The organism is Kitasatospora sp. NPDC059817 (assembly GCF_042731835.1).
GTDB lineage: Bacteria > Actinomycetota > Actinomycetes > Streptomycetales > Streptomycetaceae > Kitasatospora.
This window is the reverse complement of record NZ_JBHWIR010000017.1, coordinates 32,842-51,232: the sequence shown is the minus strand read 5'-3', so window position 1 is coordinate 51,232 and position 18,391 is coordinate 32,842. Positions and strand designations below refer to the sequence as shown.

Sequence of the window (18,391 nt, the reverse complement as noted above, 5' to 3'; positions counted from 1 at the left end):
CGCGGCCCGGCTGCGCCCGGTCGCGCCCGGCCGTGAACTCTATGAACGCAAACGTGACCTCCGTCACGCCCAGGCCCGATAGTCAGAGCGGCCCACCACCCGGGGCCGCCAGGACCGCACGGCGAAGGAGCCGCAGATGTCGATCGTTGGAGCCGCACCGGCGGGGGGATCCAGACGCAGGGACCGGACCCACTACCTCTACCTCTCCGTCATCGCCGCCGTGGTCGCGGGCATCGTGGTCGGGCTGGCCGCCCCCGGCTTCGCCGTGGAGTTGAAGCCGGTCGGCACCGGCTTCGTCAACCTGATCAAGATGATGATCAGCCCGGTGATCTTCTGCACCATCGTGCTGGGCATCGGCTCGGTGACCAAGGCCGCCAAGGTCGGCAAGGTCGGCGGCCTCGCCCTCGGCTACTTCCTCGTCATGTCGACCGTCGCGCTGGCCATCGGTCTGGCCGTCGGCAACCTGCTGGAGCCCGGCGGCGGCCTGCACCTGACCGCCGCGCTCGCGAAGTCCGGCCACGCCCAGGCCGTCGCCGGCGGCGCCCAGTCGACGACCGACTTCCTGCTCGGGATGATCCCCACCACCACGTTCTCGGCCCTCACCGAGGGCAAGGTGCTGCAGACCCTGCTGGTCGCACTGCTCGCCGGCTTCGCCCTCCAGGCGATGGGCCCGGCCGGTGCCCCGGTGCTGCGCGGGATCGAGCACGTGCAGCGGCTGGTCTTCCGGGTCATGTCGATGATCATGTGGGTCGCGCCGATCGGCGCCTTCGGGGCGATGGCCGCCGTCGTCGGAGCGACCGGCACGGCCGCGCTGAAGAGCCTCGCGGTCATCATGATCGGCTTCTACGCGACCTGCGTGCTGTTCGTCGTCGTCGTCCTGGGCGCGCTGCTGCGACTGGTCGCCGGGGTCAACGTGTTCGCGCTGCTGCGCTACCTGGGCCGCGAGTTCCTGCTGATCCTCTCCACCTCCTCCTCCGAGAGCGCGCTGCCCCGCCTGATCGCCAAGATGGAGCACCTCGGCGTGAGCCGCCCGGTCGTCGGCATCACCGTGCCGACCGGCTACAGCTTCAACCTCGACGGCACCGCGATCTACCTCACCATGTCGTCGATCTTCATCTCCGAGGCGATGGACAAGCCGATGTCGATCGGCGAGCAGCTCTCGCTGCTGGTGTTCATGGTGATCGCGAGCAAGGGCGCGGCCGGGGTCACCGGCGCCGGGCTGGCCACCCTGGCCGGCGGACTGCAGTCGCACAAGCCCGCTCTGGTGGACGGGGTCGGCCTGATCGTCGGCATCGACCGCTTCATGTCCGAGGCCCGCGCGCTCACCAACTTCGCGGGCAACGCCGTCGCCACCGTCCTGATCGGGCACTGGACCGGCGAACTCGACGCGGACCGCGCCCAGCGGGTGCTGGCCGGCGAGGAGCCGTTCGACGAGCGGACCCTGGTCGACACGCACGGCGGGCCGATCGCGGCCCCCGAGGCCGTCCCGGCGGCTCCGGAAGCCGACCCCGTCCGGAGCGGCACGGCCGCGGCCGCCTGAGCGGCCCCCTCATACGCCCCCGGTCCGGCGCCACCACCTCCCCCGGAAACGGCGCCGGACCGGGGGTTCCGCATGTCCGGCGGGCCTTCGCCACAGGCCCTCACCGGTCCTCGCAGGTCCTCGCAGGTCCTCACAGGTCCTCGGAGCCGCTCACCGCCCAGGCCAGGCCACAGGCCGGGTCCTCCAGCGCGACGTGCAGATGGCGCAGCCCGGCGGCCGGCTCGTGCCAGATGAAGCAGCGCATCCGGGCCACCAGCGCGTCGACCTCCGCCCGGTCCGGCCCGTCCGTACCCTCCGCGCCGGCCATCGCGACCAGCGCCCGCCAGAGCGCCAGCCGTCCGTGCGCCGAGCCCCGCCCGCGGTCCACGACGGCGGCCTGCACGAGCGCCGGGTAGACCAGCGCGAACGGCAGGTACCCGCCGGTGACCCGGGAACTACGGGCCAGTTGGGCGGCCGCCTGCGGCGCCGGGCCCCGGACGCAGACCACCTCCGCCCAGTCCGCCAGCGCGGCCAGCGCCCGGGTCGCCCGCTGCCCGCCCAGCCGTACGCCCGGCGCGGGCAGCACCACCTCGCCCAGACCCTCCCGGCTGGCCGGCAGGGTCAGCAGCGCACTGCGCGCGCCCCCGCAGGGCAGGTACTGGCGCACCCGAGCCCCCTCGTCCCATCCGGCCGTCTCCCAGGGCGCCAGCAGCAGCGGCATGCCCTCCGGGTCGGGTTCGGCCCCGTACGAGAGGTCCTCGCCGAGCAGCACCCTGGTCTGCGCGACCAGTCGGCGCACCGGGGCCGGGACGAGCAGCGGAGCCAGCCGCAGCCAGGAATGCCGAGTCGCCAGCACCTCCCAGAGCGGACCGGCGTCATGGTCGGCGACCCCCGCGACCGTGCCCGGGCCGCCGTCCCGGTCGAACAGCCGGACGGACAGCTCCGGCGGCGCCGAGTAGGCGATCAGGTGGCCGAGCGGCGCGGTCAGCGCCGCCGCGGGCTCCTCCCCGGCGCGCTCCACGGCTGCCGCCCGGCCCTGCCGGTAGGCGGTCAGCAGTTCGGGCCAGCGGCCGTCGTCAGCCAGGGCGCGGAGGCGGTGGTCCTCGTACGTGATCACGATTTTCAGCGTACGGGCCGGGGTGGCGCATCAGCTGACTTAGCGTCAGCTCGGTGCGTCGGGAGCCGCTTCGGGCGCCGCCCCAGGGCCTGCGCCGGGCCCCTCATCGGACCCCACGCCGGGCGCCGCGCCGGGCGCCTCTGCGGGGGCGGGCCCCGGCCGATCGCCCCGCTCGCCCTCCCGCTCATGTTCCCGCTCCCGCGCGAGGACGGCGCGCAGCTTCCCGTGGGCGCGGCGACGGGTGACGGCCAGCGTGCTGCGATGCAGGCCCAGCAGCTCGGCGGCCTCGTCGACGGTGTAGCCGTCGAGATCCACCAGCACCACCACCCGGGCCTGCTTCGAGGTCAGGCAGCCCAGCAGCCGGAGCACCTCCCAGCGCGCCTGCAGCTCGACCATCCCGCCCGACGGCGACTCGACCGGCGGCCGGTCCCGCTCCCGCTCGGCCGTCTCGGACGGATCGGGCAGCACGACCCTCCGCCGCTCCCGGCGCCACTGGTCGCGCAGGATGTTCGCCATCGTGGTGAACACGTAGGCGTAGGGCTGCGGATGGCTCAGGAACCGCTCCGGCCTGCGGGCGATCCGCAGATACGCGTCATGCACCACGTCCCCGGCGGCGAGCCCGCCGGTGAGCGAAGCGGCCGCCCGGTGGAGCCTCGGCAGCATTTCCGTGAACACCCGGTTGAAATCGGCCGATTGACGATCGGCGGGCCTCGGACCGAAGTCCTTCCCGCCTCCGCTCCCGCGTCCGCCGCCACACCGACCGTCGCATTCCGCCATGCCGCTCTCCCCGGAAATCGGCACTCCGAAAGCCCAGTTGGGCAGGTCACGACCCATCGAAAAAGCCTGTGACACAGGTCACATCATAGGCCGTCGTCTCACTGTCCGCAGTCATTCGTGCGCAATACGTCATCAGCCGGACAGGAAGCCGGAATTCACTCACCCCGTGGATCCGGACGGCCGGGGACGCACCGCCCGATCTGTACCGTTGAGCGAGGAGAAACCGCCATGCGAGGTCGCATCGCCAGGAAGATCGCCACGTTCGGGATGGCCGCCGCAGCCGCCCTCGGCGTGCTCGGCACCACCGCCCTGCCCGCCGCCGCCGCGCCCACCGCCGCCGCCGCCGACCAGACCATCACCGCCGGCGCCATCGGGGCCTCGCCCGAGGTGGCCGCCGCCTCCTACCACTGCGTCATCACCGCAGACTACGGGTGGCGCTGGGTGGGCTACTGCAACGTCTACTCGGGCGAGCTGCGCACCATCACCTACTGCGCCAACGGCACGAGCACCACCGGCCTGTGGATCGGCGCCCGATCCCAGGCCTGGGACGTCTGGGGCAACTGCCCGGGCTCCAGCTGGACCAAGATCGTGTTCCAGAGCCGGGGCTGAGGCACCGACAGAACCGATGAGGGGCGCCGTCCCGCCGGGGCGGCGCCCCCGCTGCATGTCCGTACCCCGGCGGGCGCCGGCCGGTCGCATGCCCGGAGAGGCGGCGAACAGATGACAACAAACAGATGACAGATAACAGATTTCATCTTCTGTTATCTGTCCGCTGAAATCTGAACGCTGCAGGCTGTCAGCCGTTACCCGGCGAGCCCCGCGGCTCCCCGCGCCGTCACCCGGATCCGCATCGGGCTCGCCGCGCGGAGCGTGATGCCCTGGGCGAGCGCCACCCGCTCGTCCACCGCCTCCATCTCGAAGTCCCGCAGCAGCACGCCCAGGCTCAGCACCGATTCCAGCATCGCGAAGTGCTGCCCGATGCACGCCCGCGGACCGCCGCCGAACGGGTACCAGGCGTAGCGGTGCCGCTCCTTCTCCTGTTCGGGCAGGAAGCGGTCGGGGTCGAAGCGTTCCGGGTCCGGCCAGTGCTCCGGGTGCCGGTGGGTGACCAGCGGCGAGACGACTACCTGGGCACCCGCCGGGATCACGTACCCGTCGATGACCGTCTCGGCGACCGCCCTCCGCCCGACCAGGGCCGCCGCCGGGTAGAGCCGCATCGACTCCTTCAGCACCCGGGTGATGTACGGCAGCGACTCCAGGTCCGCCGCGGTCGGCTCCCGGCCGGCCAGCACGGTCTCCGCCTCCTGCTGGGCGAGCTTGCGCTGCTCGGGGTGCGTGGCCAGCAGGTGCAGCGCGAAGGCCAGCGAGGTGGCCGTGGTCTCGTGCCCGGCGAGCAGGAACACCAGCACCTGGTCCCGGAGTTCGGCCGGGTCGAGTTGCTCCCCGTCCTCGCCGCGGGCGCGCCCGAGCAGTGTGAGCAGGTCGTCCGCGCCCTCGTCCAGGTCGCCGCGCGCGGCCCGCTCGGCGATGATCCGGTCGCAGACCGCGTACAGGGCGCGCTGGGCCTCGGCACCGCGCCGGTTCGAGGGGGTCGGCCAGGTGCGCGGGATGCGAATCGCCGCGAAGCCCCGGTCCCAGACGTACTCACCGAGCACCGGGAAGCTGCGGTCCACCACCGCCACCGCCTCCTCGACGTCCGCGCCGAACAGGATCCGGGCGACGGCGCGCAGCGCGAACCGGGACATCTCCTCCGCCGCGTCCACGACCCCGACCCCGACCGGGATCGCGTTCCACCGCTCGGTGAGTGCCCGCGCCTCCTGGGCGGCAGCGCCCGCGTAGCCGTCCACCCGGCGGCGGGTGAACAGCGGCTGGACCAGCCGGCGCTGGCGCTGGTAGTCGCCGTCCTGGCTGGTCAGCAGTCCGTTGCCGACGCTGCTTCGCAGCTCGTCGTAGAAGGCGTTCTCCTTGCGGAAGTTGGCGGCCTCGCTACCCAGTACCTGCTGGACACCCTCCGGGGAGAACACCCCGTAGAACTCGACCCGCAGCCCGGGCGGCCCGACCCGGAACCGGACCACGTCCCCGTGGTCGCGGTGGGCGGCGAGGTAGGTGCGCAGCGGGCGGCGGGTGAGATCGAACAGCGACCCGACCAGGGGGTTTCCGGCCGGCCCGGGGATGAGGGCGGTGGCGGTGGTCATCGGCACTCCATTCTCCACAGGCGACCCATCAACGTAACTGACGAATCATCAGTCACGGAAGGCGCGAAGGCGCGCGCGAAGAAACGAAAGCGTGCGGGAGCGCACGGGAGGGCGCGACGGAGCGGGGCGGGGATCACTCGTACTCGGTGCCGCCCTTGCGCGTCAGGTAGGCGTCACCGACCACCTTGGCGATCGCCCGTCCGCCGACCACCGGGCTCCAGCGCTCCGTCACCGGCCGGACCACCACGCCTTCGCGCAGGTGGAGTTCACGCCCCGAGACGGTCTCCTCGCCCTGGGCGAAGGCCAGTACCGTCTCCGGGTCGAACGGCCCGCGCCACAGTTCGGGCACCAACGGCAGTTCGCCGTCGAGCAGTTCGGCGGCGGAGTACCACCTCAGCTGCCCGTCCACCAAAGCCGATACGTCGAACACGGCATAGCCGGGCAGTTCGGCACGGCCGGAGGCGCCGTACGTCAGGTCCTGCACACCGGCCCCGAAGACCTCGCCGAAGACGCCGACCCGCTCGGCGCCGAGCCGCTCGGCCAGTCGGGCCGCCACGGCGGGGAGGTCATACGCGCGCACGGCCCGCCAGTACAGGTTGCGCTCGTCCTCGACGAGTGAGAGCCCCTGCGCCCCGATGCCCTTGGACGACACCTGGACCTCGCCGGTGGCGGCGGTGTACGTCATCAGGCAGCAACTGCCGTGCAGCTTCTCGGTCAGCACCACGGGCTCGCCAGGCTCGAAGACGTCGGGGTAGCGCTTGAGGTTCTCGATGTCCACCCAGGGCAGCAGGTCGGGCGCGCTCAGCACGTCGCCGTTCATGGAGGTCGGTACCGGGGGCTGCCACTTGACGACTCCGAGCAGCTCGGCGAAGTCCTCGCCGCGCCCGGCGGCGTCCGCCAGGTCGGTACCGGCGAGCGCGGTCGGCAGGCAGACGATGCCCTGGGACAGCTCACCGCGCAGCACTCCCGCCCCGGCGCCGTCCCTACACGTTTGAGCCTTCACACAGCCGGGCGGAGACCCCCGCCACACCCCGCCTGTGCGAAGCGACAGAGGACTTATCACTCGCATTTGCGGCACTATGATCACCGTAATGGCCGCACCTGCGGCCTCACCCCGCGCCCCTTCCGGCGCGAGCCCTGGAGGGGAAGCCCCGATGAGCACCCGTACGACCACCCGCAGACTCGCCGTCGCCGCCGCGGCGGCCCTCGTCCTCAGCCTCGGGGCCACCGCCTGCGGCAGCGACGGCGGTGGCAAGTCCGGCGGCTCCTCGCCCGCTTCGGCGGCGGGTTCCTCGGCCTCGTCGGCGGCCGGTGGCGGCAGCGTCCCGAAGGCCACCGGCGACATCACCGTCTTCGCCGCCGCCTCGCTCAAGGAGACGTTCACCGACCTCGGCAAGAAGTTCGAGGCCGCGAACCCGGGTGCCAAGGTCAAGTTCAACTTCGGCGGCAGCTCCAGCCTCGCCACCAGCATCAACTCCGGCGCCCCGGCGGACGTGTTCGCCGCCGCCAGTCCGGCCACCATGAAGACCGTGACCGACGCGGGCGGCGCGAGCGGCGACCCGAAGACCTTCGTCAAGAACACGCTCACCATCGCCGTGCCCAAGGGCAACCCCAAGCACGTCGCGGGCCTGAACGACCTCACCGCCTCCGGCGTGAAGGTCGCGCTGTGCGCAAAGGAGGTGCCGTGCGGCGCCGCCGCCCTGACCGCGCTCAAGGCCGCCAACGTCAACCTCACCCCGGTCACCCTGGAGCAGGACGTCAAGGGCGCGCTGACCAAGGTCGAGCTCGGCGAGGTCGACGCCTCGCTCGTGTACAAGACCGACGTGAAGGCGGATGCCGGGAAGATCGACAGCGTGGACTTCCCCGAGGCCGACAAGGCCGTGAACGACTACCCGATCGCCGCCCTGGCCAAGGCCCCGAACAAGGACGGCGCCGCCGCCTTCGTCGCGTACATCCAGTCGCCCGAGGCCAAGCAGGTGCTCACCGCGGCGGGCTTCCAGGCGCCGTGAGCGACCGCACCACAAAGCGCACCAGCGACACCGGGCGCACCACCGAACGCACCGCCGACACCGGGCCCGGCATGGCAGCAACGGCGAAAGCCCTGCCACGCCGGCGCCGGCGCACCCACCGCGTCCCCGTCACGCTGCTGCTCCCGGCGCTACTCGGGCTGGCGTTCCTGATCCTGCCGCTGGTCGGCCTGCTCGTCCGGGCTCCTTGGAGCGGCCTGTCCGAGCAGCTCACCAGCGCCGCCGTCTGGGACGCCCTGCGCCTGTCGCTGATCTGCGCGACGGCGGCCACGGCGGTCTCGCTGGTCCTCGGCGTCCCACTGGCCTGGCTGCTCGCCCGCACCGAACTGCCGGGCCGACGGGTGATCCGGGCCCTGGTCACCCTGCCGCTGGTGCTGCCGCCGGTGGTCGGCGGCGTGGCACTGCTGCTGGTCCTCGGGCGGCGCGGCATCGTCGGTTCCTGGCTGGACTCGGCCTTCGGCATCACGCTGCCGTTCACCACGACCGGGGTGGTGATCGCCGAGGCGTTCGTGGCGATGCCGTTCCTGGTGATCAGCGTGGAGGGCGCGCTGCGCGCCGCCGACCCCCGCTACGAGGAGGCGGCCGCGACCTTGGGCGCCTCCCGGCTGACGGCGTTCCGCCGGGTGACCCTGCCGCTGATCGCCCCGGGGATCGCCGCCGGGGCGGTCCTCGCCTGGGCCCGGGCGCTCGGCGAGTTCGGCGCCACGATCACCTTCGCGGGCAACTTCCCGGGCCGCACCCAGACCATGCCACTGGCCGTCTACCTCGCCATGGAATCGGACCCCGAGGCGGCGATCGCGCTGTCGCTGGTCCTGCTGGTGGTCTCCGTCGCGGTCCTGGTCGGCCTGCGCGACCGCTGGATGTCGACCCCGTGACGGCCCTGCGAGCCCCGGGCCGGAACCCGGCCACCGCTGCCCCGACCCCCTGGACGCCGCCCCGATGAGCACCTCCTCGACCGACCCCGCTGACCCCGCTGACCCCGCTGCCCCCACCGCCACCGCCGCGGCTGCGCCTGCACCCGCCCTCGACGCCCGGCTGCGGGTGGAGCGCGCCGCGTTCACCCTCGACCTCGCCCTCACCGCCGCCCCCGGCGAGGTGGTCGCGCTGCTCGGCCCGAACGGCGCCGGCAAGTCCACCGCCCTGCGCGCCCTCGCCGGGCTGCTCCCGCTCACCGGCGGCCACCTGCGCCTGGACGGACGTCTGTTGGAGGAGCCCGGGCAGCGCGTGCACACCCCCGCCGAGGAACGTCCCGTCGGCGTGGTGTTCCAGGACTACCTGCTCTTCCCGCACCTCAGCGCGCTCGACAACGTCGCCTTCGGCCCGCGCTGCCAGGGCCGCCCCAAGCGTGCCGCCCGGGCCGAGGCGGCCGGCTGGCTGGAGCGGATGGGCCTGGCCGACCACGCCTCCGTACGCCCCGGCAGCCTCTCCGGCGGCCAGGCCCAGCGGGTGGCGCTGGCCCGGGCGCTGGCCGTCCGCCCCCGGCTGCTGCTGCTGGACGAGCCACTGGCCGCCCTGGACGCCCGCACCCGGCTCGACGTGCGCGCCCAACTGCGGCGCCATCTTGCCGAGTTCGAGGCCGTGGCGGTGCTGGTGACGCACGACCCGCTGGACGCGATGGTGCTCGCCGACCGGCTGGTGGTGATCGAGGGAGGGCACGAGGTGCAGTCCGGCAGCCCGGCGGAGGTCGCCCGGCGGCCGCGCACCGACTACATCGCGCGCCTGGTCGGACTGAACCTGTACCAGGGCGTGGCCGAGGGCCACCAGGTCACGCTCACGGCCGGCACGGTCCTGGCCACCACCGAGGAGCTGTCCGGCCCGGCCTTCGTCGCCTTCCCGCCGTCCGCCGTGACCCTGCACCGCGAACGGCCCCAGTCCAGCGCGCGCAACGTGTGGAAGGCCGAGGTCACCGGCCTGGACCTGCACGGCGACCAGGTACGCGCCGACCTCGCGGGCGAACTGCCGATGGCCGCCGACCTCACCCCGGCCGCCGTCGCCGAGCTGGGGCTGGCGCCCGGATCCGAGGTCTGGGCCTCCGTCAAGGCCACCCAGACCCACGCCTACCCGGCCTGACCCCGACAGCGCCGGGCCGCCCGCGTCCCCGCCGAGCTCCTGCCCGCTACGCCGCTCAGGCCCGGTACGCCACTCCTGCCCGCCGCGCTGTGCGCTACTCCGACGGCTCGACGAAGCCCGACTCGTACGCGGCGATCACCGCCTGGGTGCGGTCCCGCGCCCCGAGCTTTGCCAGCACACTGCTGACGTGGGTCTTCACCGTCTGCACGCCGAGGAACAGCAGCTCGGCGATCTCCCCGTTGCTGAGGCCGCGCGCGACCAGCCGCAGCACCTGTGCCTCGCGCTCGGTCAGCGCCGCCCGGTCCATGGTCGCGCGGGCGGCGGGATTGCCGTGGCCGGCCGCGAGGCGGCGGATCGTGGCCGGGAACAGCAGTGACTCGCCCGCCGCCACCAGCCGTACCGCGTGCGCGATCTCGGCCGCCCGGGAGCGCTTCAGCAGGAAGCCGTCGGCGCCCGCGCGCAGCGCCTGGTAGACGTAGTCGTCGTTCTCGAAGGTGGTGACGACCAGGATCTTCGGCGGCTGCTCCCCCGGCGCACCGGGGCGCAGGAGCTCGCGGGTCGCCGCCAGGCCGTCCAGCACCGGCATCCGGACGTCCATCAGGACGACGTGCGGGCGCAGCGCGCGGGCCAGCGCCACCGCGTCGGCGCCGTCGGCGGCCTCACCGACCACCCGCAGGCCCCCCTGCGCCTCCAGGACGGCCCGCATCCCGGCCCGGACCAGTTCCTCGTCGTCGGCGAGCAGGATGTCGATCATCCCGGCGGCGCCCCTCACCGGTCCGGCGCCCACAGGATCGTTCGTCACGAGCCCAAGCGTAGGGGCAGCCGGACGGCGAGCACCCACTCCCCGCCCCCGTCGCCCGACACCCCGGCGGTGGCCTCCCCGCCGAGCAGCGTGGCGCGTTCCCGGATGCCGCGCAGCCCCTTGCCGCCCTTGCCGCCCTTGCCCGCCGCACCGCCCGCCAGGCGCGCCGGGGCTCCGCCGACCGCCGAGCGATTGGCGCAGCGCAGCTCCAACTGCCCTCCCTGAACGGCGATCCGGACGCTGACCGGCTCGCCGGGCGCGTACTTGAGCGCGTTGGTGACGCCCTCCTGGACGATCCGGTAGGACTCGCGGGAGAGCACCCCGGGCAGCGCCCCCGCCGACACCTCGATCCGCGCCTCGACCGGGCTCCCGGCCGACCGGGCGGTGTCGAACAGTGCGGGCAGCTGGTCGACGCCGGGCTGTTCGGTGGCCGTTCCGCTGCCGGCCGCGCCCTCCGGCGTCTCGCGGAGCAGGACGAGGGTGCGTTCGAGGTCCTCCATGGCCCGGCGGCCGGTCTCCTCGATGACTTCGAGCGCCTTGGCGGTGAACACCTGGTCCCCGACCTCCCGTGCGGCACCCGCCTGAATGACCGTCACCGTAAGTGCGTGGCCGATGGAATCGTGCAGCTCGCGGGCCAACCTGTTGCGTTCCAGAAGCCGTTCGGCCCGCAGCTCCGCCTCCGCTAGCCGCTCCGCCGGGGAAGGACCCAGCAGCCTTACGGCCATGGCGAGTTGGAGGCGACCGGCGGACACCACCAGCCAGCCGTAGCCGACCACCAGCACCGGGGCGAGCGGGAGGTACCAGAACGAGTCCGGTCCGGTCAGCAGGTCGTAGCCGCTGGTGAGGCCGAAGGCCGTCGCGAACCCCACCACCGAGCCGAGCACGACCCGCCCGATCAGCCAGCCGGCGGTGCGCCGCCGGTCCGCCCAGGTGCCGGAGGACTCGGCGGCGATGTCCTCCTCACGGTCGGGCAGCAGCAGCAACCGCGCCTGCACCCCCTCGGCGCGCCGCGTCGCGGGGACGAGGGCGACCAGGGCGAGCAGGGTGACGTCCACCGCGGCGCTCGCGACCACGATCTCGCCAAGGCCCTTGTGGTACGTCCCCGGGTAGATCATCAGGATGACGCCCGCGAAGATCCACCCGACCAGCAGGTGCAGCAGGCGCGCGTACGTGGCGCCGGCCAGCAGCGGCGCGAGGATCCTGGGCATTCCACCATCCTGCCAGCTCAGCGGCCGGCCCTGGCTCCCCCGCGAGCCTGCCGCCGTCTCCCTCCCGGGAGGGAGACGGCTCCCGACCCCGGCGGGATCCGCCGGTACGGCCCCCTCCGGTCGAATGTGACCACCAGCCGGACGACCCGGCACCGGAGCACCGAGAGGGGAGCGCGGCCGTGATCGAGATCCAGGGCCTCACCAAGGAGTACGACGGTCGGCGCGTCGTCGACGACCTGTCCTTCGAGGTCCGGCCCGGCCTGGTGACGGGCTTCCTCGGCCCGAACGGCGCCGGTAAGAGCACCACCATGCGCCTGATCCTCGGCCTGGACCGCCCCACCGCCGGAAGCGCCCTGGTCGGCGGCCACCGGTACGCCGAACTCGCCCAGCCGCTGCGGCAGGTGGGCGCCCTGCTGGACGCCCACGCCCTGCACGGCGGCCGCACCGCCGCCGGCCACCTGCGCTGGCTCGCGGCGAGCAACGGCCTGGCGCCGCGCCGGGTGGACGAGGTGCTCGCCCAGGTCGGCCTGACGGACGCCGCCGGACGGCGGATCCGCGGCTTCTCCCTCGGCATGCGCCAGCGCCTCGGGGTGGCCGCCGCGCTGCTCGGCGACCCGCCGGTGCTGCTGCTGGACGAACCGGTCAACGGTCTCGACCCGGAGGGCATCCGCTGGATCCGCACCCTGTTGCGCGAACTGGCCGCCGAGGGCAGGTCGGTGCTGGTGTCGTCCCACCTGATGACCGAAATGGCGCTCACCGCCGACCACTTGGTGGTCATCGGCCGTGGCCGCCTGCTCGCGGACGCCGCCACCGCCGAGTTCATCGACCAGCACGGCCGGACCAGGATCCGCGTCCGGGCCGTCAACTCGGCCAAACTCGCCGCCCTGTTCGGCGGCGACCTGCTCCAGCAGTCGGACGCCGCCGGCAACCTCACCGCGACCGAGGCCGACGACGGCGCCTGGGAGGTGACCGGCGCCGAACCCGAGCAGATCGCCGCGCTCGCCGCCGCACACGGCGTGGTCCTGTACGAGATCGCGGTCCAACAGGACTCGCTGGAGGAGGCGTTCATGCGGATGACCGCCGACAGCGTCGAGTACCGCGCCGAGGCCACCGCATGAACCCCGGCTCGACCCTCCGGCACCACCTGTGCGCCTTCAACGCCGAACGGATCAAGCTCACCACGCTCCACTCGCTCTGGATCACCCCGCTGCTCGCCTTCGCGCTCACCGTGGGCACCACCACGGCCATCGGTGCGGCCCTCGGCGGCTCGGAGCACAATCTCACCGACGACCCCGGCGTGGGCGTCTTCTACGGGCTCAACTTCGGCCAGGCCGCGCTGGTCTGCTTCGCGGTCCTGCTGATCGGCCAGGAGTTCAACACCCGCATGATCGACGTCTCGCTGACCGCCGTCCCCCGGCGCGGACGGCTGTACGGCGCCAAGCTCACGCTCGGCGCACTGGTCGGCCTCGGCGTCGGCGCGGCGGGCACGGCGGGCGCCTTCGCCGGGTACGCGGCCACCGTCCCCGGCGACTGGGACGGCCCCGCCTTCGTCCGCAGCGCCACCGCCGGCGTGCTCTACCCGGTGCTGCTGGTGGTGTTCTGCCTCGGAGCGACCGCGCTGCTCGGCAACCTCACCGCCGCCATGGGACTGCTGGTACCGGTCGTCTTCCTGCTCTCGCCGCTGCTCGGCGGCGTGGCCGGGGTGCGGCAGGTGGCCCAGTTCCTGCCCGACCGGGCCGGCCAGTACGCACTGCACTACGCCGACGACCCGCAGGTCTCGTACGGGCACTGGACCGGACTGCTGATCATGGCCCTGTGGGCCGGCGCCGCGGCCTACGGCGGCCTGCTCGCCCTGCGGCGCGCCAAGTGACCACGAACGAAGGGAAGATGACAATGAGCGCGGCCCACGCCCTGCGCGCCGAACGGATCAAGTTCACCACCCTGCCCTCCCAGTGGGCCGCCCCGCTGGTCGCCCTGCTCCTGACCGTCGGGGTCACCGCGGCCGTCAGCGCCGCCTCCGACCCCAAGACCGTGGCCCCCGACACGGACCCGGCCAACGGGATCTACTACGGGCTGCTCTTCGGGCACGTGGCCGTGGCCTGCCTCGGGATCCTGCTGATCGGGCAGGAGTTCAACACCCGCATGATCAGCACCTCGTTCATCGCCGCCCCCCGGCGCGCGCGGCTGTACGGCGCCAAGCTCACGCTCGGCGCCGGGCTGGGCCTGCTGCTCGGGCTGGCGTCGACGGCGGGCTCGTTCCTGGCCGTCGACGCCACCGTCGGACTGGACTGGTCGACCCCCGGCCTGGCCCGCAGCTTCGTGGCCGGCGTGCTCTACCACCCGCTGCTGGTACTGCTCTGCCTCGGACTGACCACGATGCTGGGCAACTTCAGCGCCGCGCTCGGCCTGCTCGGCCCGATGGTGTTCCTCGGCACCACCTGGCTGGCGGCCATCCCCGGCGTCCGCGAGGCTGGCCAGTTCCTGCCCGACCGGGCCGGCCTGTACGCGACGCACACCCGGACCGAGGCCGGCATCCACTACGGCCACTGGACCGGCCTGCTGATCATGGCCCTCTGGACGGCTGCTGCCGCCTACGGCGGGCTGCGGGCGATCCGACGACACCAGGCTTCCGGCGAGTAACGCCCGACGGCGGGCGGCGGGCCGGTAACCGATGACAACAAACAGATGACAGCAAACAAGTAACAGCGAACAGATAACAGATTTCGAACTCTGTTATCTGTTATCTGTTCGCTGTCATCTGTCATCCGTCACCCGAGCCAGCCGGGGCGGACCAGGCCGGATTCGTAGGCGAGGACGACCAGTTGGGCGCGGTCGCGGGCGCCGAGCTTGACCATGGCGCGGCTGACATGCGTCTTGGCGGTCAGCGGGCTGACCACCAGGCGGCGGGCGATGTCCTCGTTGGAGAGCCCGAGCCCGACCAGGGCAAGCACCTCGCGTTCACGTTCGGTGAGCATCTCAAGGCCGACCGCCCGCGGCTCCTTCGAGCGGGCGGCGAACTCTCCGATCAGGCGCCGGGTGACGCCCGGCGAGAGCAACGCGTCGCCTGCGGCAGCGACCCGGACCGCCCGGAGCAGTTCGGCCGGCTCAGCGTCCTTGACGAGGAACCCTGCCGCGCCGGACCGCAACGCCTCGAAGACGTACTCGTCGAGCTCGAAGGTGGTCAGTACGACCACCCGCACCCCGCCGAGCTCCGGGTCGGCCCCGATCCGCCGGGTGGCCTCCAGACCATCGAGGCGGGGCATCCGGATGTCCATCAGCACCACGTCGGGACGCAGCTCGACGGCGAGGCACAGGGCCTGCTCGCCGTCGCCGGCCTCGCCGACCACCTCGACGTCGGGCTGGGCGTCGAGCAACGCCCGGAACCCGGCCCGGACCAGCATCTGGTCATCCACCAGCAGCACCCTGATCACCAGTCACCTCTCGTCAGGCGGGCCCGGACTCGGAAGCCCGCGTCGCACGGGCCCGCCTCCAGGGTGCCCCCGAAGGTGGCGACCCGCTCCCGCATCCCGATCAGTCCGGCTCCCGAGCCGCCCGCGTCGCCGCCGCCCACCGGGCCCGGGTCGTCGATCTGCACGGTGAGGCCGTCGGCCGTCCGGGAGAGCAGCACGGTGGCCGTCCGGGCCGCGGAGTGGCGGATCACATTGGTCAGGGCTTCCTGGACGATCCGGAAGGCGGCCCGCTGGACGGCGGTCGGCGCCTCCCCGGGGATGCCCTCGGAACGGACGCTGACGGTCAGGCCTGCCCGGCCGGCCTGGTCGACCAGTTCGTCCAGCCGGTCCAGGCCGGGGGCGGGGGTGCGCGGCGCGGTGGCCCCCGGTCCGCGCAGCGTGCCGAGGACCTGCCGGACCTCGCCCAGGGCCTCCTTGCTGGCGGCCTTGATCGTCGCCAGGGCGCTTCTGGCCTGTTCCGGGCGGGTGTCGATGAGTTCGAGCGCGACCCCGGCCTGGACGTGGATCAACGAGATGCTGTGCGCCAGGATGTCGTGCAGCTCGCGGGCCATCCGCAGCCGCTCCTCGTCGACGCGGCGCCGCTGTGCCTCCTCCGCGGCGGCTCCGGCGGCGGCGAACTGCTCGCGACGGACCCGGGCCAGTTCCGCACCGGTCGCGATGAGCAGCAGCACCGCCGCGACGCCCAACTCCTGCCAGGCGTTGGCCTGCCAGCTCTTGGCCCGCAGCCAGTCGTACGGAATCGCGTAGCTCATCAGCAGCTGACCGACGTAGAAGGCGCCGCCGCAGGCCCAGGCCGCCCGCCGTTGCCCGCACTGGACCACGACGAAGAACGCCACACCAAGGCTGACGAAGACCGGGCCGTACGGGTACCCGGCGAACAGGTAGCCGATGGTGACCGCTGTGGTGCCGGCCATGACCGCCGCCGGGTGGCGGCGGCGCAGCAGCAGCGCGGCGGGGCCGAGCAGGAGCAGCACGTAGCCGAGGGCGTCGAGCTGGACGCGGTCGGGCTGCCGCTGTCCTGCGCCGACCGTGCCCGCCACTTGGAAGCAGGCGACGGCCAGCGACGAGAGCACGGGCAGGCCCGCCCGGCCGGATCGGTTCCACGGCGGCTTCCACGACGGGCGTAACTCGTTCATGCCGGAAGGCTAGTTCGGCGCGCCACACCCGGGCATCAGCTCGCGGGTGCGGGTGCAGCTACTCCCACCGTAGTACCCGACCGGCCCGTGGAGGGGGTGCCGCCGTCCCGACGCCACAGCGTCAGGCTCACCGCGACGAACCAGAGGAAGCCGACGTAACGTCCGACCGGGATCAGCAGCGTGGCCGGCTCGGCGACCAGCGAGAGCAGGGACAACATGCTCGCGGCGGACAGGGCCAGTCCGGACCAGGCCACCCAGGCGGGCAGCGCCCGGCTCATCAGCGCGGTGCGCGACACCTGCCACAGGACCACGCCGAGCGTGCCGATCGCGGGCGCAGCGCCGGTGATGAAGGCGAGGTCCATGAGGGCGCGGGACACCGGCAGGTCCGCGGCGGTGCCCAGCAGCGACAGGACCCAACCCACGCTCGCGGACAGCACCAGCAGGACCCCGGACGCACCGCCCGCCGCCCGGACCACACCCGCCCGCACCGGGGTGCCGTGGCGGCCCACGAACTCTGTGAGCCAGGGGACGAACGCCAGCAGCGCCAGCGCCGAGAGCAGTTGGAACAGGGCTCCCACCTGAAGCGAGCGGTGCAGCGCCGCCGGATCGGCGAGCAGGTACTTGCGCACCACGTCGTCGCTGGAGTACGGGGTGGCGAACGGCCCGGAGGGCGCGGTGATGCCGCTGATGACGAGGCCGGCCACGAAGAGGAGCACGTACAGGATGCCGCTGAGCACTCCCGCGGACGACCGACGGGGCGAGGTGAAGGACGACAAGGTCGACAGCCTCCAGGCAAGGGACGGGCGCCGGTTGGAAGGCCCACGTCCGGCGCGGTTCAGTTCACCGCACCGGCCGCGCCGGGGCGTCCTCCGGAGGAAGGCTTCCGCCGTACGCCCGCGCAGGTACCGGATCACCGGCCGCCCTCACACGGGCCTGGTGCTTCAGCCGCGGGTCGCGCCAAGGGCTCGGCCGCCGGGAGAGCACTGTCCTTGTTCTGTGTCAGCAACTGGTCTGAGCCCGGCACTTCAGCCTCCGCCCAGCGTCGTACCACCAAAACGCAACGCTACGACAGCGGGAGTATCCCGACGGTCGCCGCTCGGGCGACGACGGCGTGCGGGCGCGGCAACGAGGATTTCTGGGGTCGGCACGGGCGGCGCCACGCCGCCCGCCAGCCGACTGACTGACCGTCAATCGAGAATCCACGGAGCCACACTGATGACCACGCCACTGCCCACCTATCCCGATCTCGCGGGTAAGGCCGCCCTCGTCACCGGAGGATCCCGGGGCATCGGAGCCGAGACGGCAAAAGCCCTGTCCGCCAACGGTGTCAAGGCAGCCGTCGTCGGCCGCGACCGGAGTGCCGTCGACCGGACGGTCGGCGAGATCCGCGCGGCAGGCGGAACGGCGGTCGCGATGACTGCCGACTGCACCGATCCCGCCGACCTCGTACGGCTGCGTGCACAGGCAGAGCAGTCCGTCGGTCCGATCGAAGTGCTCTGCGCGTTCGTCGGCGGAGGCGGCGACCCGGTGCCGATCGAGCAGATGAGCCTGGAGCACTGGCACTCGGTGGTCGACCTGAACCTGACCACCACCTTCCTGGCCGTACAGACCTTCCTGCCCGGCATGATCGAGCGCGGCGGCGGTTCGATCATCACCATGGCGTCCACCGCCGGGCGGCTTCCCGGCGGTGCCGCCGCCTCCTACGCGGCGGCCAAGGCAGGCGTGCTGATGTTCACCCGCCAGGTCGCACAGGAGGTGGGCCGGCACGGCGTGCGGGTCAACTGCCTCGCTCCGTCCCTCATCATGACGGAGAGCCAGCAGGGGCGCATACCCGCCGAAAAGCTCCCGCTGATCGTCAGGCAGTTCCCGCTGGGCCGCGCAGGAGTGCCCGCCGATGTCGCTCACGCCGCGCTCTTCCTCGCGTCCGAGTCGTCGTCCTGGCTGACCGGCCAGACGATCGACGTGGCCGGCGGGCGCATCATGCTCTGACGCCGGTGGCCGGCCGCAGCCGCAGGCCGGCGACCACGGCGCTCGCCACGAGAGCCTGACGCAGGCCCCCTCCCCCGTCGC

At 73.0% G+C, this 18,391-nt stretch carries 18 protein-coding genes; 9 read left to right on the top strand and 9 right to left on the bottom strand.

The features are described from left to right. Positions 1-136 precede the first annotated feature (136 nt). Positions 137-1,540: a cation:dicarboxylate symporter family transporter gene (locus tag ACFV61_RS06440; RefSeq protein ID WP_063349938.1), complete on the top strand. Its 1,404-nt coding sequence runs from the start codon at positions 137-139 to the stop codon at positions 1,538-1,540. 130 nt (positions 1,541-1,670) lie between these two features. On the opposite strand, the gene ACFV61_RS06435 is transcribed toward ACFV61_RS06440, so the two are convergent. Continuing rightward, the gene (locus tag ACFV61_RS06435) at positions 1,671-2,636 is read right to left on the bottom strand and encodes a hypothetical protein (RefSeq protein ID WP_063349937.1); all 966 of its coding nucleotides are present in this window, start codon (positions 2,634-2,636) and stop codon (positions 1,671-1,673) included. A gap of 45 nt (positions 2,637-2,681) precedes the next feature. Beyond that, positions 2,682-3,470 (bottom strand): RNA polymerase sigma factor, encoded by a 789-nt coding sequence (locus ACFV61_RS06430; RefSeq protein ID WP_380490420.1) that lies wholly within the window; start codon positions 3,468-3,470, stop codon positions 2,682-2,684. 171 nt (positions 3,471-3,641) lie between these two features. Between ACFV61_RS06430 and ACFV61_RS06425 the strand changes: the two genes are divergently transcribed. Further along, the gene (locus tag ACFV61_RS06425; RefSeq protein ID WP_380490418.1) at positions 3,642-4,022 is read left to right on the top strand and encodes a hypothetical protein; all 381 of its coding nucleotides are present in this window, start codon (positions 3,642-3,644) and stop codon (positions 4,020-4,022) included. A gap of 194 nt (positions 4,023-4,216) precedes the next feature. Here the strand turns inward: ACFV61_RS06425 and ACFV61_RS06420 are convergent, their stop codons facing one another. Then, positions 4,217-5,608: a cytochrome P450 gene (locus ACFV61_RS06420; protein ID WP_380490416.1), complete on the bottom strand. Its 1,392-nt coding sequence runs from the start codon at positions 5,606-5,608 to the stop codon at positions 4,217-4,219. Positions 5,609-5,741: 133 nt separating this feature from the next. Next, positions 5,742-6,611 carry an RNA ligase (ATP) gene (locus ACFV61_RS06415; protein ID WP_380490414.1) on the bottom strand — a complete coding sequence of 290 codons (870 nt, stop codon included), beginning with the start codon at positions 6,609-6,611 and terminating at the stop codon, positions 5,742-5,744. 151 nt (positions 6,612-6,762) lie between these two features. On the opposite strand from ACFV61_RS06415, the gene modA reads away from it, so the two are divergent. From modA to ACFV61_RS06400, 3 genes are all read left to right on the top strand, one after another. After that, entirely contained in the window at positions 6,763-7,617 is an 855-nt protein-coding gene (modA, locus tag ACFV61_RS06410) for a molybdate ABC transporter substrate-binding protein (RefSeq protein ID WP_380490412.1), read from the top strand. A 71-nt stretch (positions 7,618-7,688) separates the two neighbouring features. Further along, positions 7,689-8,510: an ABC transporter permease gene (locus tag ACFV61_RS06405; protein WP_380337236.1), complete on the top strand. Its 822-nt coding sequence runs from the start codon at positions 7,689-7,691 to the stop codon at positions 8,508-8,510. A gap of 64 nt (positions 8,511-8,574) precedes the next feature. Next, on the top strand, positions 8,575-9,705 hold the full coding sequence (locus ACFV61_RS06400; protein ID WP_380490410.1) for an ABC transporter ATP-binding protein: 1,131 nt from the start codon (positions 8,575-8,577) through the stop codon (positions 9,703-9,705). A 94-nt stretch (positions 9,706-9,799) separates the two neighbouring features. Here the strand turns inward: ACFV61_RS06400 and ACFV61_RS06395 are convergent, their stop codons facing one another. Together ACFV61_RS06395 and ACFV61_RS06390 are read right to left on the bottom strand one after the other, a co-directional pair. Beyond that, the gene (locus tag ACFV61_RS06395) at positions 9,800-10,459 is read right to left on the bottom strand and encodes a response regulator (protein ID WP_380490440.1); all 660 of its coding nucleotides are present in this window, start codon (positions 10,457-10,459) and stop codon (positions 9,800-9,802) included. A gap of 44 nt (positions 10,460-10,503) precedes the next feature. Further along, positions 10,504-11,715 carry a sensor histidine kinase gene (locus ACFV61_RS06390; RefSeq protein ID WP_380490408.1) on the bottom strand — a complete coding sequence of 404 codons (1,212 nt, stop codon included), beginning with the start codon at positions 11,713-11,715 and terminating at the stop codon, positions 10,504-10,506. A 179-nt stretch (positions 11,716-11,894) separates the two neighbouring features. Here ACFV61_RS06390 and ACFV61_RS06385 point away from each other — a divergent pair, with 179 nt between their 5' ends. Genes ACFV61_RS06385 through ACFV61_RS06375 form a run of 3 tightly spaced genes read left to right on the top strand, consistent with a single transcriptional unit; the run spans position 11,895 to position 14,355 of the window. Then, a complete protein-coding gene (locus tag ACFV61_RS06385) occupies positions 11,895-12,833 on the top strand; it encodes an ABC transporter ATP-binding protein (RefSeq protein WP_380490406.1) in 939 nt (312 codons plus the stop codon). Further along, entirely contained in the window at positions 12,830-13,585 is a 756-nt protein-coding gene (locus ACFV61_RS06380) for a hypothetical protein (protein ID WP_380490404.1), read from the top strand. Before ACFV61_RS06385 ends, ACFV61_RS06380 begins: the two co-directional genes overlap by 4 nt. Positions 13,586-13,608: 23 nt before the next feature. Further along, positions 13,609-14,355 (top strand): hypothetical protein, encoded by a 747-nt coding sequence (locus tag ACFV61_RS06375; protein ID WP_380490402.1) that lies wholly within the window; start codon positions 13,609-13,611, stop codon positions 14,353-14,355. Between the two features lie 128 nt (positions 14,356-14,483). Here ACFV61_RS06375 and ACFV61_RS06370 read toward each other — a convergent pair whose 3' ends face one another. Genes ACFV61_RS06370 through ACFV61_RS06360 form a run of 3 tightly spaced genes read right to left on the bottom strand, consistent with a single transcriptional unit; the run spans position 14,484 to position 17,097 of the window. Next, positions 14,484-15,146, bottom strand: coding sequence for a response regulator transcription factor (locus tag ACFV61_RS06370; protein ID WP_363366990.1), 663 nt, complete (start codon positions 15,144-15,146; stop codon positions 14,484-14,486). Then, entirely contained in the window at positions 15,143-16,321 is a 1,179-nt protein-coding gene (locus ACFV61_RS06365) for a sensor histidine kinase (protein WP_380490399.1), read from the bottom strand. The genes ACFV61_RS06370 and ACFV61_RS06365 overlap by 4 nt, the downstream gene beginning before the upstream one ends. 35 nt (positions 16,322-16,356) lie before the next feature. Beyond that, positions 16,357-17,097 (bottom strand): hypothetical protein, encoded by a 741-nt coding sequence (locus ACFV61_RS06360; protein ID WP_380490398.1) that lies wholly within the window; start codon positions 17,095-17,097, stop codon positions 16,357-16,359. A 439-nt stretch (positions 17,098-17,536) separates the two neighbouring features. Here ACFV61_RS06360 and ACFV61_RS06355 point away from each other — a divergent pair, with 439 nt between their 5' ends. After that, positions 17,537-18,310 (top strand): SDR family NAD(P)-dependent oxidoreductase, encoded by a 774-nt coding sequence (locus ACFV61_RS06355; RefSeq protein ID WP_380373124.1) that lies wholly within the window; start codon positions 17,537-17,539, stop codon positions 18,308-18,310. Positions 18,311-18,391 lie beyond the last annotated feature (81 nt).

What these genes read in the sequence shown, in the direction of transcription:
- ACFV61_RS06420 (WP_380490416.1), bottom strand. Translation starts at nt 5,608, where the DNA reads ATGACCACCGCCACCGCCCTCATCCCCGGGCCGGCCGGAAACCCCCTG.
- ACFV61_RS06440 (WP_063349938.1), top strand. Translation starts at nt 137, where the DNA reads ATGTCGATCGTTGGAGCCGCACCGGCGGGGGGATCCAGACGCAGGGAC.
- ACFV61_RS06405 (WP_380337236.1), top strand. Translation starts at nt 7,689, where the DNA reads ATGGCAGCAACGGCGAAAGCCCTGCCACGCCGGCGCCGGCGCACCCAC.
- ACFV61_RS06365 (WP_380490399.1), bottom strand. Translation starts at nt 16,321, where the DNA reads ATGAACGAGTTACGCCCGTCGTGGAAGCCGCCGTGGAACCGATCCGGC.
- ACFV61_RS06400 (WP_380490410.1), top strand. Translation starts at nt 8,575, where the DNA reads ATGAGCACCTCCTCGACCGACCCCGCTGACCCCGCTGACCCCGCTGCC.
- ACFV61_RS06355 (WP_380373124.1), top strand. Translation starts at nt 17,537, where the DNA reads ATGACCACGCCACTGCCCACCTATCCCGATCTCGCGGGTAAGGCCGCC.
- ACFV61_RS06395 (WP_380490440.1), bottom strand. Translation starts at nt 10,459, where the DNA reads ATGATCGACATCCTGCTCGCCGACGACGAGGAACTGGTCCGGGCCGGG.
- ACFV61_RS06390 (WP_380490408.1), bottom strand. Translation starts at nt 11,715, where the DNA reads ATGCCCAGGATCCTCGCGCCGCTGCTGGCCGGCGCCACGTACGCGCGC.
- ACFV61_RS06425 (WP_380490418.1), top strand. Translation starts at nt 3,642, where the DNA reads ATGCGAGGTCGCATCGCCAGGAAGATCGCCACGTTCGGGATGGCCGCC.
- ACFV61_RS06380 (WP_380490404.1), top strand. Translation starts at nt 12,830, where the DNA reads ATGAACCCCGGCTCGACCCTCCGGCACCACCTGTGCGCCTTCAACGCC.
- modA (WP_380490412.1), top strand. Translation starts at nt 6,763, where the DNA reads ATGAGCACCCGTACGACCACCCGCAGACTCGCCGTCGCCGCCGCGGCG.
- ACFV61_RS06375 (WP_380490402.1), top strand. Translation starts at nt 13,609, where the DNA reads ATGAGCGCGGCCCACGCCCTGCGCGCCGAACGGATCAAGTTCACCACC.
- ACFV61_RS06430 (WP_380490420.1), bottom strand. Translation starts at nt 3,470, where the DNA reads ATGGGTCGTGACCTGCCCAACTGGGCTTTCGGAGTGCCGATTTCCGGG.